This is a genomic window from Roseicyclus mahoneyensis, assembly GCF_003148775.1.
Classification (GTDB): Bacteria; Pseudomonadota; Alphaproteobacteria; order Rhodobacterales; family Rhodobacteraceae; genus Roseicyclus; species Roseicyclus mahoneyensis.
Genome location: NZ_QGGW01000005.1, coordinates 262,504 through 275,384 on the forward strand (window position 1 = coordinate 262,504; position 12,881 = coordinate 275,384).

The 12,881-nt window shown below is 66.9% G+C and carries 14 protein-coding genes; 8 read left to right on the forward strand and 6 right to left on the reverse strand.

The window, feature by feature from the left end; translation table 11 throughout:
• The first annotated feature begins 14 nt into the window (after positions 1-14).
• From C7455_RS12375 to C7455_RS12395, 5 genes are all read left to right on the forward strand, one after another.
• Positions 15-782 (forward strand): cysteine hydrolase family protein, encoded by a 768-nt coding sequence (locus C7455_RS12375; protein ID WP_109668634.1) that lies wholly within the window; start codon positions 15-17, stop codon positions 780-782.
• A gap of 76 nt (positions 783-858) precedes the next feature.
• Positions 859-1,392, forward strand: a complete 534-nt coding sequence (locus C7455_RS12380) for a permease (RefSeq protein WP_109668636.1) — start codon at positions 859-861, stop codon at positions 1,390-1,392.
• On the forward strand, positions 1,389-1,889 hold the full coding sequence (locus tag C7455_RS12385; protein ID WP_109668637.1) for a hypothetical protein: 501 nt from the start codon (positions 1,389-1,391) through the stop codon (positions 1,887-1,889). Before C7455_RS12380 ends, C7455_RS12385 begins: the two co-directional genes overlap by 4 nt.
• 30 nt (positions 1,890-1,919) lie before the next feature.
• Positions 1,920-2,633: an isochorismatase family protein gene (locus C7455_RS12390; RefSeq protein WP_109668639.1), complete on the forward strand. Its 714-nt coding sequence runs from the start codon at positions 1,920-1,922 to the stop codon at positions 2,631-2,633.
• Entirely contained in the window at positions 2,630-4,936 is a 2,307-nt protein-coding gene (locus C7455_RS12395; RefSeq protein WP_109668641.1) for a xanthine dehydrogenase family protein molybdopterin-binding subunit, read from the forward strand. Before C7455_RS12390 ends, C7455_RS12395 begins: the two co-directional genes overlap by 4 nt.
• Here C7455_RS12395 and C7455_RS12400 read toward each other — a convergent pair.
• The 5 genes from C7455_RS12400 to C7455_RS12420 form a co-directional block, all read right to left on the reverse strand.
• A complete protein-coding gene (locus tag C7455_RS12400) occupies positions 4,914-5,537 on the reverse strand; it encodes a helix-turn-helix domain-containing protein (protein WP_109668643.1) in 624 nt (207 codons plus the stop codon). The two genes, C7455_RS12395 and C7455_RS12400, sit on opposite strands and share 23 nt — an antisense overlap.
• A 152-nt stretch (positions 5,538-5,689) precedes the next feature.
• Positions 5,690-6,262: a cob(I)yrinic acid a,c-diamide adenosyltransferase gene (locus C7455_RS12405; protein WP_109668645.1), complete on the reverse strand. Its 573-nt coding sequence runs from the start codon at positions 6,260-6,262 to the stop codon at positions 5,690-5,692.
• 4 nt (positions 6,263-6,266) lie between these two features.
• Positions 6,267-6,473 (reverse strand): twin transmembrane helix small protein, encoded by a 207-nt coding sequence (locus C7455_RS12410; RefSeq protein WP_425450641.1) that lies wholly within the window; start codon positions 6,471-6,473, stop codon positions 6,267-6,269.
• Positions 6,474-6,529: 56 nt separating this feature from the next.
• Positions 6,530-7,351, reverse strand: coding sequence for an SDR family NAD(P)-dependent oxidoreductase (locus C7455_RS12415; RefSeq protein WP_109668649.1), 822 nt, complete (start codon positions 7,349-7,351; stop codon positions 6,530-6,532).
• 74 nt (positions 7,352-7,425) lie between these two features.
• Positions 7,426-7,938, reverse strand: coding sequence for an SH3 domain-containing protein (locus C7455_RS12420; protein WP_109668650.1), 513 nt, complete (start codon positions 7,936-7,938; stop codon positions 7,426-7,428).
• A gap of 133 nt (positions 7,939-8,071) precedes the next feature.
• Here C7455_RS12420 and parC point away from each other — a divergent pair, with 133 nt between their 5' ends.
• Positions 8,072-10,387, forward strand: a complete 2,316-nt coding sequence (gene parC / locus C7455_RS12425; protein ID WP_109668652.1) for a DNA topoisomerase IV subunit A — start codon at positions 8,072-8,074, stop codon at positions 10,385-10,387.
• 88 nt (positions 10,388-10,475) lie between these two features.
• On the opposite strand, the gene C7455_RS12430 is transcribed toward parC, so the two are convergent.
• A complete protein-coding gene (locus C7455_RS12430) occupies positions 10,476-11,849 on the reverse strand; it encodes a cytochrome P450 (RefSeq protein WP_245904318.1) in 1,374 nt (457 codons plus the stop codon).
• A 124-nt stretch (positions 11,850-11,973) separates the two neighbouring features.
• Between C7455_RS12430 and C7455_RS12435 the strand changes: the two genes are divergently transcribed.
• Positions 11,974-12,648, forward strand: a complete 675-nt coding sequence (locus tag C7455_RS12435; protein ID WP_146199996.1) for a hypothetical protein — start codon at positions 11,974-11,976, stop codon at positions 12,646-12,648.
• Positions 12,649-12,786: 138 nt separating this feature from the next.
• The coding region (locus C7455_RS12440) for a GTP-binding protein (protein ID WP_023878051.1) at positions 12,787-12,881 on the forward strand (95 nt) is incomplete at its 3' end.

Below are 12,881 nucleotides of genomic sequence, written 5' to 3' on the forward strand. Positions count from 1 at the left end.
AAAGGAGACCTGCCATGACTGACCGCATCTGGGACGAATTCCTCACCGACCGCGACAAGGAGGTGTTCGCCGCCTCCGGTTTCGGCGCGACCGCAGATTGGGGCCAGCGCCCCGCGCTGCTGATCATCGACGTGAACTACGCGTTTTGCGACGAGGGGCCGATGCCCATCCTCGAGTCGATCAAGAAATGGCGCACGTCGTGCGGCGAGGACGCGTGGGAGGCAATGCCGGTCTTGCAAAAGCTGATCCAGACCTGCCGCGGCAAGGGCATCCCGGTGATCTACACCACCGGCACGCGCCGCGCCGACAACTGGGACAGCGGATCGTGGAGCTGGAAGAACAGCCGCCGCAAGGAAGAGGCCAAGGCCAAGATCGTGACCAGCGACGGGCGCGACGGCAACGAGATCGTGGATGCCATCGCGCCGGGGCCGCGTGACCTTGTCGTGCACAAGCAAAAGCCCTCGGGCTTTGCGGGCACGCCGCTGCACAGCTACCTGCAGCTTCTGGGCTGCGACAGCGTGATCGTGACCGGCACCACGACATCGGGATGTGTGCGGGCCACCGTGCTCGATGCCTTCTCGCTCAACTTCCGCGTGACGGTGGTCGAGGACGGCTGTTTCGACCGCGCGCAGGCGAGCCATGCGATCAACCTTTGCGACATGCACGCGAAATATGCCAACGTCTTGCCAAGCGACGAGGTGGTCGACCATCTCAACACCTTGTCGCAAGGCATGTTCGATCTTCCCTCGGGCGCCGGGATGACGGCGACGGCGGCCGAGTGAACCGGGACCCGGGCGCGCATCCCCACGCGCCCGGGCTGACCCCGCTTTCCTCTCGCCGCTCTGACGGAGCCCCCGCGTGAACCTAACCAAATCCGATCTTGTGTTTCTTGCCCTCGCCATCGTGGGCGGCGGCTTTTGCTGGTGGCAGGGCGGCCTTCCCCTTGTCGGCGCGGGCTTTGCCGAAGCCGGCTGGCTGTTGATGATCGTGCTGCCACAACTGGCGGCGGGCCTTCTGATGGGCGGACTGATCTCGCGGCTGGTGGGTCGTGAAAAGGTGGCCGCCCTTCTGGGCGCGCAATCGGGGATGCGGGGGTTGATCCTGGCCTCGGCCGCGGGGGCGATCACGCCGGGCGGGCCGTTCACCTCCTTTCCCATTGTCCACGCGCTCTGGGTCGCGGGGGCGGATGCGGGCGCATTGATCGCCTATCTGACCGCCTGGGCGCTGATCGGGCTGAACCGGCTGATCGTCTGGGAACTGCCGTTGATGGGTGCGGAATTCACCCTGATCCGCACGCTTGCCTGTCTGCCGCTGCCCATCGTGGCGGGGCTGATCGCGCGGGCGCTGGTGCGCCTGCCTATCTTCACCATGCGCAAGGCGCCCGCGGAATGATCGTCGCAGCCCTTATCATCTGGACCATCGTCGCGGCCTTGGCCGTCATGGTGTTCCGCAAGCAAGGCCGGCCGGGTCTGGTCGCCGCGGGCGAAATGGGGTTCCAGCAGGGGCGTGCGCTGGCGATCCGGCTGCCCTTGGCCATTCTGGCCGCGTCCTTTCTTATGCAAGTTCTGCCCGTCGATGCGTTGGTGCCCTATATCGGGCCGCAATCGGGCGTCTCTGGCATCTTGATCGCCTCGGTCATGGGCGGGCTCTTGCCCGGCGGGCCGATGACATCCTTTCCCATCGCGCTGGTGATCTTGCAGGGCGGCGCGGGCCTGCCGCAGATCGTGGCTCTGATCACCGGCTGGTCGGTCTTCGCGCTCCACCGCGTGCTGGCCTACGAGGCGCCGATCATGGGCTGGCGCTTTGCCGCGCTGCGGCTGGTGGCGAGCCTTCTGCTGCCGCTGGCCTCGGGCCTCCTCGCACAGGGGATGCTCGCCTTGCTTCCCTGACCCTCAACCCCAACCCTGACGGAGACTGCCATGACCCCCGACCGTTTCGAAGATCACGCCTGGAAAGACATCGTGCCCGAGGATCTGCTCAAGATCTACGAGCCCTACAAGCGCGAAACCACCGTGGGGCCGAACCCGGCACTCTTGCTGATCGACCTCTACAACCTCGCCTACCAAGGCGGGGCCAAGCCGCCGCTGGAGTTGCAGGACAGCTATCCGTCCAGTTGCGGGATCTACGCCCACAACGCCATTGCGCCGACCAAGCGTCTGATCGCCGCAGCGCGGGCGGCGGGGATTCCGATCTTCTACTGTTTCGGCGATACCGCCCCGCAATCGGCGCCAAGGCGCGTGGGCGCGACCCATCGCAAAGGCGTCAAGCGCGACCCGAGCGACTTCGAGATCTATCACGAGTTTGCGCCGAAACCCGGCGACATCCTTATCCCCAAGCAGCGCGCCAGCATCTTTGCGGGCACGCCGCTGGTATCGCACCTGAACATCCTTGGCGTGAACAGCGTCATCGTCTGCGGCGAAAGCACCTCGGGCTGTGTGCGTGCCAGTTGTGTGGATGCCTATTCGACCGGCCTGCATGTCTCCTTGGTCGAGGAATGCTGTTTCGACCGGCACGAGATGATCCACAAGATGAACCTCTTTGACCTCCACCACAAATACGCCGACGTGATGGCGGTGGATGAGGTCGTGGGCCATCTGACGAGCATGGCCGGGGCGCGGAACGCCGCCGAATGAGCGTGATCGGCCGCGCCCTTCCCCGGTTCGAGGATGACACGCTCTTGCGCGGGGCGGGGCGCTATGCCGGTGATCTGGCACCTGAGGGCATGGCCCATCTTGTGTTCCTGCGCAGCCCGGTGGCGGCGGGGCGGATCATGCGGCTCGATGCCTCGGGTGTGGCGGCCATGCCGGGTGTTCTGGCGGTTATCGATGCCGCGACGCTGGCGGGTGCGGGGATTGCTGCGTTACCCGCGCCCGCGCTGCCCGCCCATCTGGCGCGCGGGCCGGTCCACGCGCCGACCTTTCCCGTTCTTGCACAAGATGCTGTCCACCATGTCGGCCAGCCTATCCTTGCAATCGTGGCCGAGACAGCCGCTGCGGCACAGGACGCGCTGGAGGCGGTGATCCTTGATATCGAGGATCGCCCGGTCATGGCCGATCTGGCGCAAGCCGGGGATGGCCCCGCCGTCTGGGACAGCGCCACGGGGAACAGGATCTTCCGGGTCGAGATGGGCGATGCCGCCGCCACGGAGGCTGCGCTGTCGGGCGCCGCGCACCGCATCACGCGGCGGCTGTCGATCAGCCGTGTCACCGCCGCGCCGATGGAGCCGCGCGGCGCACTTGGCGAATGGGATGAAAGTAGCGGACGCTACACGCTCAGCCTTGGCACGCAGGCCGCGCACCGCTTGGGCGACGGGATGCGGGCGCTGATGGGTCTGCCCGAGGGGGCGTTGCGGGTCCGCTCAGTGCTCTGCGGCGGGTCCTTTGGCATGCGCAACGGGGCAATGCCGGAGTTCGCGCCGGTCCTCTTGGCCGCGCGCCTGACCGGCCGCCCCGTGCGCTGGGTCGAGACGCGGTCCGAGGCGTTTCTGGCCGATCCGCAGGCGCGCGACCAGATCGTCGAAGCCACGCTGGGTCTGGACGCCGCGGGGCGGTTTGTCGGCCTGTCGGTCGCCGTGACGGCCGGGATCGGCGCCTTTGCCGGACCATCCTCGTTGATGTCGAGTTTCAACAACCTGCCGTCGGTTGCCGGGGTCTATCGCCTGCCCGCGATCCACGCGACGGTCGAGGGGGTCCACCTCAACACCCAGACGGTCGCCGCCTACCGGGGCGCGGGGCGGCCCGAAGCGGCCTATGTGATCGAGCGGATGATCGACATCGCCGCGCGCGAGATCGGGATCGACCGGGTCGATCTCAGACGGCGCAACATGCTGCGCGCCGAGGAACTTCCGCACCGCACGGCCTTGGGCTATACCTATGACAGCGGCGATTTTCCCGCCGTGCTGGATCGTGCGCTGGCCGCCGGTGACTGGGCGGGCTTTGCCGCGCGCCGTGCCGAGGCTGCGGCGCGGGGCCGTCTGCGCGGGATCGGTCTGGCCTGCACGATCGAGATCGCGGGCGGCCCCGCGATGACGCCGATGCCGGAATATGCCGCTGTGACGTTGACGGCCGAGGGCTGCACCTTGCGGCTTGGCACCGGCGACGCCGGGCAGGGGCATGGCACCGCCTTTGCCCAGATCGCCGCCGAGGCGCTGGGGATCGGGATGGACCACATCCGCCTGATCGCGGGCGATACCGATCTGGTGGCGCGCGCCACCGGCACCTTTGGTTCGCGCAGCATTGGGGCGGCGGGGTCGGCGCTGTGGCATGCCTGCGGTGACGCTATCGACCAGCTGCGCGTGCACGCCGCCCGTCATCTGGAGGCGGCGGCGCTCGACATCACTTTTGCCGACGGCACCTTTCGCGTGCCGGGCACCAATCGCGCCGTGACGCTGGAGGCCTTGCTGACGGCGGAAGACCTGACCATCGAGGCCGAGCGATGGGAGGCGACGAAGGGCCCCAGCTACCCCAATGGCGCCCATATCGCCGAGGTGGAGATCGACCCCGAGACCGGCGCGCTGATCCTATCCCGCTATCTGGCCGTCGAGGATATCGGGCGCGTCATCAACCCGTTGCTCGCCCATGGGCAGTTGCATGGCGGCGTGGCGCAAGGGGCGGGGCAGGCGTTGATGGAGGCGATCGTCTTTGATCCCGGCAGCGGCCAATTGCTGAGCGGGTCCTTCATGGATTACGCGATGCCGCGGGCAAGCGACTTGCCCTTCATCGACGTGGCCGCGATGCCTGCGCCGACGACCTCGAACGCCTTGGGCACCAAGGGCGCTGGCGAGGCGGGGACGGTCGGCGCGCTGCCAGCCCTCGCCTCGGCCATCGCGGATGCACTGGCGCCCTTGGGGATCGGCCATGTCGACATGCCTGCCACGCCCGCCGCGATCTGGCAGGCGATCCGCGATGCGGAGGTCACATCGTCGGCGGCGTGTTGACCCAAAGCGCGCGCACCATCTCGGTGCCGGTATTGGCGTAACGGTGATCGAGCATGGACGAGAAATGGATGCCGCCCCCTGCGGTCACCGGATGCGTCTGGTCCTGCACGATCACGTCCAGCGTGCCGTCGAGGACAAAGATGAATTCCTCGCCCTCGTGTTGCAGGAAACGGGGCTGTTCGGCACCCGGCGACAGGTGCAGCAGGTTGACCTGCAACAGGCCCGTCTTGTCGAAGGGCAGCACGCGGTCGAACCAGACCATGCGGGTGTCGTCATCGGGCTGGGCGGGCATCTTGAGGAAGCGGTCGGCCGGGAACAGGGTCACGGCGGTGCCATCCTCGGGGTCGCGGTCAAGGATCAGCAGGTCGGGCACGGTGGTGTCCAACGCGTCGGCCAGCCGGTGCAGCATCGCCAGCGAGGGCGAGAGGCGGCTGTTCTCGAGCTTGGAAATCATGCTTTCGGAACATTCCACCACCTCTGCCAATTGTCGGAGCGTGTAGCCCTTCATCAGCCGTGCATGGCGGATGCGCCGCCCGTGATGGGAAATGCGCTTGTCGGTCTTTGCGGTCTTCTTGGTCTCGGCCATGGCTGCCTGGGTCATGGTGTCTCCCTTCGATCTGGAAAGGGATATGGGCAAGCAGGCTATAACATCAAGTTATTTGAGTGCCACTCAATGCGATGTCACAAAGCTGTTGCGATCGGCGCCCGGCACGGCGGTCAAGGCGCGGTGACCCGCGCCCGACCATCCGACCCTCAGCGGTTCGCCCCCGGAACCCACAACACGTCATCCTTGCCGTCGTTGTTGGCGATCCGGCCCGCCACAAAGAACCAGTCCGACAGCCGGTTGAGGTATTTCACCCCCTCGGCATTGATCGATTCCACCGTGCCCAGTTCCACGCTCAACCGCTCGGCCCGGCGCGCGACAGTCCGGCAGACGTGCAGATGCGCCGACAGCGGCGAGCCTCCGGGCAGGATGAAGCTGCGCAGCGGCTCCAGCTTGGCGTTCATGGCGTCGATCTCACGCTCCAGCCGGTCGATCTGGGCGGTGATGATGCGCAAGCTGGGGTAGGGGCGTTCGTCGTCCTTTTCCATGTTGGGCGTGCACAGGTCCGCGCCCAGATCGAACAGGTCGTTCTGGATCGCCTTGAGCTGTTCGGCCATCTCGCCCGTCGCGTGCAGGCGGGCCACGCCCAGCATTGCGTTGAGTTCGTCGACGGTCCCGTAGGCCGCGACACGGGCGGAATGCTTGCCGACCCGGCTGCCGTCGCCCAGTGCCGTTTCACCTGCATCGCCCGTGCGGGTGTAGATCTTGTTCAGCACAACCATGGTCTTAGCCCCCCGACTGGCCGCGCACCCAGACGAAGACCATGATCAAGACCACGGCCGCGAACTGGGCGATCAGACGCCAGCGCATGAATTTGTTGGATTCTTTCGCGCCCTCCGTCCCGCCCTTGCGGAAGGCGTTGATGCCCAGCAGCAAGATAACGAGCACCACAAGGCAGGCCACCAGCGCGATGATCAGAAGCGGGTCTTCCAAGATGTCTGTCCCTTCGTTTGTCGAGGTGGATAGCGTAGCGCCCGGACCCCAAAAGGCTAGAGGCGCGATACGATCCAGTCCTGCGCCGCGCCCGGCAGGATGCGGGTCAGCCCCGCGGCGACATAGGCGGGCGTGGTGATGTAGTAACGGCGGCGCGGGCGGGGGCTTTCCAGCGCATGCACCAGCTTGCGCACCACCGCCTCGGGGCCAAGCTCGAAGGTGTCACGCCCTGCCTCGCGGCGCGCGGTCCATTTCACCCGGTAGAACTCGGCATGGGGCGAGGCGTCGGCGTCGATCCAGCGGTCGAACTGCGCCATGGAATTGTCGCGGAACCCCGATGTCACGGGCCCAGTGTTCAGGATTGAGACATGGATGCCGGTGCCGCGCAGCTCGATCCGCATCGTGTTGGTCAGACCCTCGAGAGCATGCTTGGTCGCCACATAGGCCGCCCGCCAGCGCAGCGGCGTGAAGCCCACGACCGAGGAATGCTGCACGATCCGGCCCGCGCCATGGCTGCGCATATGGCGGATGGCGTGGGTCGTTACTTCGTGAACGCCGAAGACATTTGAGGAAAACACCTCCTCCAGCGCCCCACGCGGCAGATCCTCGGCGGCGCCCGGCATGCCGTGACCGCCATTGTTAAAGAGCGCGTCCAGACGCCCGCCCGCCAGATCTATGGCCTGTGCGAAGCCATCCGCGATGCTGGCGCTGTCGTGGTGGTCGATGCGGACGGCGGCGAAACCATCCGCCTTCAACTGCGCGACATCCGAAGGTTTGCGGGCGCTGGCGATGACGGTCCAGCTGCGCGCGCGCAGCCCGTCGGCCGCGGCCCGCCCGATGCCCGAGGAGCACCCCGTGATGAGAACCGTCCGCGCCATGACACCACCCCACAAGTCTTCGCGCCTGCCTAGGGCAGGGCGCGGTTGCAGGCAACCATGCCTGATGAACGGGGTCAGTTCACCGGGCTGACGAACCGGTCGGCCATGTAGCCGATCGTGCCGGTGGACACGGCCCGGATCTGCACCCAGCCGTCCCCCGAGGCCGCAATCAGTTCCGCCCGATCCCCCCGCACCAGAGCGCCCAGAACCGCTGTGTCGGTCGAGGGCCCGGCGCGCAGGTTGACGTGGTTCCCGGTGATCTCGACAAGGTCACGTTCCGGCAGCCCGCCCGAGGACGAGGCGACCACCGTTTCCGGGCGGTCGGCACGGCGGGTGGAGACCATGGCAACGCCATGCGTTGCGTCAAGGGTCAAGGACGGTTCGATCACCGCGGAAATCACGAGCGTACGTCCGTCTTGCGTCAGCAGAATGTCTTGTGTTTGCGCGCGTATGGGCACCAGCACGTCAACGGCGAGCGAGGCGCGTGCGACCTCGGCACCGAGGAACGGATCGCCCGGCAGCCTGTCGGGTAATATCACCATTGCGGCGTAGAGCGCCGCGCCAAGCATCAGGGTCAAACGCAACATAGGCTTACACAAATCCCCCCGGACTGCCGTGCTTATAAGCACCTTGTCGCCGATTCGCCGACTCCGGATTCCCGCAAACGCTTCGTTTTCGCCGCTGGACGGGCAAGGTCCGCTGGCGTATCACGACCGCTAGATGGCTGAGCAGGATGACACACAAGATAAGGGGGGCGACGCCCGCCAGACCTCCGAGCCTTTGGCCCGGGCCATCGGTGCGCGCTACCTGCAATATGCGCTGTCCACGATCATGCACCGCGCGCTGCCCGATGCGCGCGACGGGCTGAAACCGGTCCACCGTCGCATCCTCTACGCCATGCGCGAGCTGCGCCTTGCCTCGAACGGGGGGTTCCGCAAATCCGCCAAGATCTCGGGCGATGTGATGGGCAACTACCATCCCCACGGCGATGCCGCGATCTACGACGCCATGGCGCGTCTGGCGCAGGATTTCGTGATCCGCTACCCGCTGGTCGACGGGCAGGGCAATTTCGGCAACATCGATGGCGATAACCCCGCCGCCGCGCGCTATACCGAGGCGCGGATGACCGCCGTGGCCGAGGCACTGATGCAGGGCCTTGACGAGAACGCGGTCGATTTCCGCCCCAATTACGACGGCACGCTCGAGGAACCTGAGGTTCTGCCCGCCGCCGTGCCGAACCTGCTGGCGAACGGATCGTCGGGCATCGCGGTCGGCATGGCGACGAACATCCCGCCCCATAACCTTGATGAGCTGATCGCCGCGTGCCTGCATCTGATCAAGACGCCCGATGCGCACGACGAGACGCTGCTGAATTACGTTCAGGGCCCCGATTTCCCCACCGGCGGCATCATCGTGGAACCGCGCGAGAGCATGGTGGAAACCTATGCCACCGGACGCGGCGCGTTCCGCCTGCGCGCCCGTTGGGAGATCGAGGATCAGGGCCGCGGAACATGGCAGATCGTCGTGACCGAGATCCCGTATCAGGTCCAGAAATCCAAGCTGATCGAGCGGCTGGCGGAACTGATCCAGACCAAGAAGGTGCCGATCCTCGCCGATGTGCGCGACGAGAGCGCCGATGACATCCGCATCGTGCTGGAACCGCGCGCGCGCAACGTCGATCCCGAGGTTCTGATGGCGACGCTGTATCGCCAATCCGATCTGGAAACGCGGTTCTCGCTCAATATGAATGTGCTGATCGACGGGCGCACGCCCAAGGTCTGTTCGCTGAAAGAAGTGTTGCGCGCCTTCCTCGACCATCGCCGCGACGTCTTGTTGCGCCGCTCGCAGCACCGGATGGAAAAAATCGACCACAGACTCGAGGTGCTCGAAGGCTTCATCATCGCCTTCCTCAACCTCGACCGGGTGATCGACATCATCCGCTACGATGACGAGCCCAAACCGGCGCTGATGCGCGAGGATTGGGGGCGGGACTTCATCCGCGCCACGTCCGAGCGCGACTACAAGACCCCGCCGCCGGGCGATGGCGAGCTGACCGAGGTTCAGGCCGAGGCGATCTTGAACATGCGCCTGCGGTCCTTGCGGCGGCTGGAAGAGATGGAACTGATCCGCGAACGCGACGCGCTGATGGAAGAGCGCGCGGGGCTCGAGGATCTGCTGGCCGAGGGCGGGCTGCAATGGGCCCGCATCGCCGATGAGCTGCGCGAGGTGCGCGCCAAGTTCGGCGCCAAGGCCGAGGGCGGCGCAAGGCGGACCACCTTCTCGGAGGCGGGCGAGGTGGCCGAGGTGCCGATCGAGGCGATGATCGAGCGGGAACCGATCACGGTCGTCTGCTCGAAAATGGGCTGGATCCGGGCGATGAAGGGCCACATCGACCTGACCACCGAGATGAAATTCCGCGACGGCGACGAGGGGCGGTTCCTGTTCCATGCCGAGACCACCGACAAGCTGCTGGTCTTTTCCAGCGCGGGCCGGGTCTACACCCTGTCTGCGGCCAATCTGCCGGGCGGGCGGGGTCTGGGCGAGCCTTTGCGCCTGATGGTCGACCTGCCCAACGAGGCGGAGATCGTGGACCTGTTCATCCACCGCCCCGAGGGCCGGTTGCTTGTGGCGTCCTCGGCCGGGGACGGGTTCCTTGTGCCAGAGGTCGATGTCGTGGCCCAGACACGCGCGGGCAAGCAGGTCTTGAACCTTGGCGATGGCGTCACGGCCCGTGTCTGCGTGCGTGTGGCCGCCCCCGATGACGCGATCGCCGTGGTGGGCGACAACCGCAAGCTCTTGGTCTTTGCCATGGACGAATTGCCCGAGATGGGCCGTGGCAAGGGCGTGCGGCTGCAGAAATACAAGGACGGCGGGTTGTCGGATGCGCGCAGTTTCCGTCTGGCCGATGGTTTGACGTGGCGCGATCCGGCGGGCCGGACAAGGACCGAGGCCGATCTGGCCGAATGGCAAGCCAAGCGCGCCGGTGCGGGGCGCATGGCCCCACGTGGATTCCCCCGCGACAACCGTTTCACCTGAGGCGGATCGTGCAGGGGGGCTGTCTGCCCCCCGGCGCCTGCGGCGCCTCCCCCCGAGGATATTTTCGAAACAGAGAATGGGGGTGCGGTCAGAGCGGCTCCACCTGCAGCCAGACGCCGCCTTCGGGGCGGAGCGTCAGGATCATCACCGGGCGGGGATCGCGGCCGGGGATGGCGGTGAAGCGGAAGCGCGCGAGCAACGTGGCGAGGATCACCACGGCTTCCTGCATCGCCAGGCGCGCGCCGATGCAGATGCGCGGCCCGTCGCCGAAGGGCAGGTATTGGTAGCGGTCGATGGCGCCGCGGTCGTGCCAGCGGTCCGGGCGGAAAGCGTCGGGCGCGTCCCAGAGCAAGCGATGGCGATGCACGGCATAGACCGGGATCATCACCGTGTCGCCGGGCCGTATCGTGGCGCCCGCCAGCCTGTCAGGGGCTTGCGCCGTGCGCGACAGGAAGCCGCCCGGCGGGTAGAGGCGAAGCGACTCCTCGACCACGTGGCGCACGGCGGTCAGGCGCGGCACATCGGCGGCCGTGGCCGCGCGGCGCCCGAGCACGGTCTGCGCCTCGGCCCTGGCCTTGTCTTGTTCGCTCTGGTCGAAGGCGCAGAGATAGAGCGCCCAAGCGAGCGTGAGGGCCGTGGTCTCATGGCCTGCCACGATGAAGGTCAGCAGGTTCTCGCGCAGTTCCGCTGGCGTCATCTCGCGCCCGGTTTCGGGGTCGCGTGCGCCCATCAGCAGGTCCATGAGGTCGGGCACCAGACTTGGGCCGCTGGCCTGCCGTCGAACGATGGCCCGATCCATTTCGCCTTGCATCTGCGCCAGATCCCGCACGGCTGCCTGTCGCCCCGGACGCGGCATCCAGCCCGGCGCGCCCAGAACGTCCAGCACGCTGACACGCGCGGCACGGTCGATATAGGCATCCAGCGACGCCCCGACCGCTGCGCGGTCCATGCCGTCGGGGTCGGAGAGGGTGATGTCGGCGATGATGTCGAAGGTCGCCCCCACCATTTCGTCCACCGCGTTGATCGCGCGCCGCCCGGCCACCTTGGCAATGCGGTCGGCCGCGGCCTCGGCGGCGCGGGTCATCACGGGCGTCAGCGCCTCGACATTGCGGGCGGCAAAGGCGGGCGCGGCGGCGCGGCGCTGCCAGCGCCAGTGATCGCCCTCGGCCACGAACAGGCTTTCGCCGATGGCAGGGCGCAGGATGGATTTGGTCGCCTCGGATTTCGGGTAATGCTCGACCCGTTCCAACAGGACCTGACGGATGCCGGCGGGGCCCATCACCATGTGCCAGCGTTGCGGCCCGGTTCGGCCCGATAGCATGGGCAGGTCCAGCGCGCCGTCGGGAATGATGCCGAGGATGTTTTCGCGCGCGGCCAAATAGCTGTCGATCACGCCCATCGGCGCTCGCGGCAGGCGGGCTGCGACCGGCAGGCGGATGTCTCGGGCGGGGATGTCTTTCATCGTGATCTCCTGCGTCTCGAATCACAGATAGGGCATCGCGGCCGCGTCACCAGAAGGGGGCGTTTGCGTCGCCGCCCTGCCTGCGCTATCTCAAGGCAACCGTGCCACGATGCTGGAGACGCGCATGTTCGATCGCCCGACCCGATTTGCTCCGCTGGCGCTGGCGCTGATCATGATCGGCTGCGCCGCGCCGGACCCGTTGACGGACGAATTGCCGAACATGGGGGATTTCAGGCTGGGCCATAACATCGTGGTGGCCGACAGCATGCAGCAGATCCCCCCTTCGCGCGACGCCACGTCCGAGGAATGGGTGGCGATCCTGACCTCAGAGATCGACCGCCGTTTCGGTGCTTACGAGGGCGATCGCCTTTACCACATCGGGATCGCCATCGATGGCTACGCGCTGGCGCCTCCGGGCGTGCCGCTGGTGCTTAACCCGCGGTCGATCCTTGTGCTGTCGGTCAATGTCTGGGACGATGCCGCCGGTGTAAAGCTGCACGACGACCCCGAACAGATCCTCGTCATGGAGGGCGCCTCGAGCGAGACGGCGGTGATCGGGTCTGGTCTGGCGCGCACCCGCGAGGAGCAGATGCAGGTTTTGGCGCGCAACGCCGCGCGGCAGGTCCAGCGCTGGATGCTCGACAACCCCGAGTGGTTCAGCATCGATCCCGATGCCGCGCCGTTCCAAGCCGCCACCATCGAGCCCGCGGTGGTTGCGGAAGTGGTGGAGAGCCCGACCGCAGGGCCCGTGGCGGAGCCGGTGACTGCGCCCGCGCCCCTGCTGCCGTCGATCCCTTGAGGGACCTCGGGCGCGCGCCCGCCCTCGTGGCGTTATGCGCTTGATTTTTCCCTTCGACCCGACTACCTCGCCCGCGATGTTGAACCGGGCCGCAGGGACATCCTGTGCGGGCCCCCGAAGGAACGAGGCGCCAGGGCAATGGCAAAGGCAAAGTTTGAGCGTACGAAGCCGCATGTGAACATCGGCACGATTGGGCACGTTGACCACGGCAAGACGACGCTGACGGCGGCTAT

Excerpts from the sequence above, each read along its gene's own strand:
- C7455_RS12375 (WP_109668634.1), top strand. The coding sequence starts at position 15 with ATGACTGACCGCATCTGGGACGAATTCCTCACCGACCGCGACAAGGAG.
- C7455_RS12405 (WP_109668645.1), bottom strand. The coding sequence starts at position 6,262 with ATGGTTGTGCTGAACAAGATCTACACCCGCACGGGCGATGCAGGTGAA.
- C7455_RS12430 (WP_245904318.1), bottom strand. The coding sequence starts at position 11,849 with ATGAAAGACATCCCCGCCCGAGACATCCGCCTGCCGGTCGCAGCCCGC.
- C7455_RS12415 (WP_109668649.1), bottom strand. The coding sequence starts at position 7,351 with ATGGCGCGGACGGTTCTCATCACGGGGTGCTCCTCGGGCATCGGGCGG.
- C7455_RS12385 (WP_109668637.1), top strand. The coding sequence starts at position 1,389 with ATGATCGTCGCAGCCCTTATCATCTGGACCATCGTCGCGGCCTTGGCC.
- C7455_RS12400 (WP_109668643.1), bottom strand. The coding sequence starts at position 5,537 with ATGACCCAGGCAGCCATGGCCGAGACCAAGAAGACCGCAAAGACCGAC.
- C7455_RS12435 (WP_146199996.1), top strand. The coding sequence starts at position 11,974 with ATGTTCGATCGCCCGACCCGATTTGCTCCGCTGGCGCTGGCGCTGATC.
- C7455_RS12390 (WP_109668639.1), top strand. The coding sequence starts at position 1,920 with ATGACCCCCGACCGTTTCGAAGATCACGCCTGGAAAGACATCGTGCCC.
- C7455_RS12395 (WP_109668641.1), top strand. The coding sequence starts at position 2,630 with ATGAGCGTGATCGGCCGCGCCCTTCCCCGGTTCGAGGATGACACGCTC.
- C7455_RS12420 (WP_109668650.1), bottom strand. The coding sequence starts at position 7,938 with ATGTTGCGTTTGACCCTGATGCTTGGCGCGGCGCTCTACGCCGCAATG.
- parC (WP_109668652.1), top strand. The coding sequence starts at position 8,072 with ATGGCTGAGCAGGATGACACACAAGATAAGGGGGGCGACGCCCGCCAG.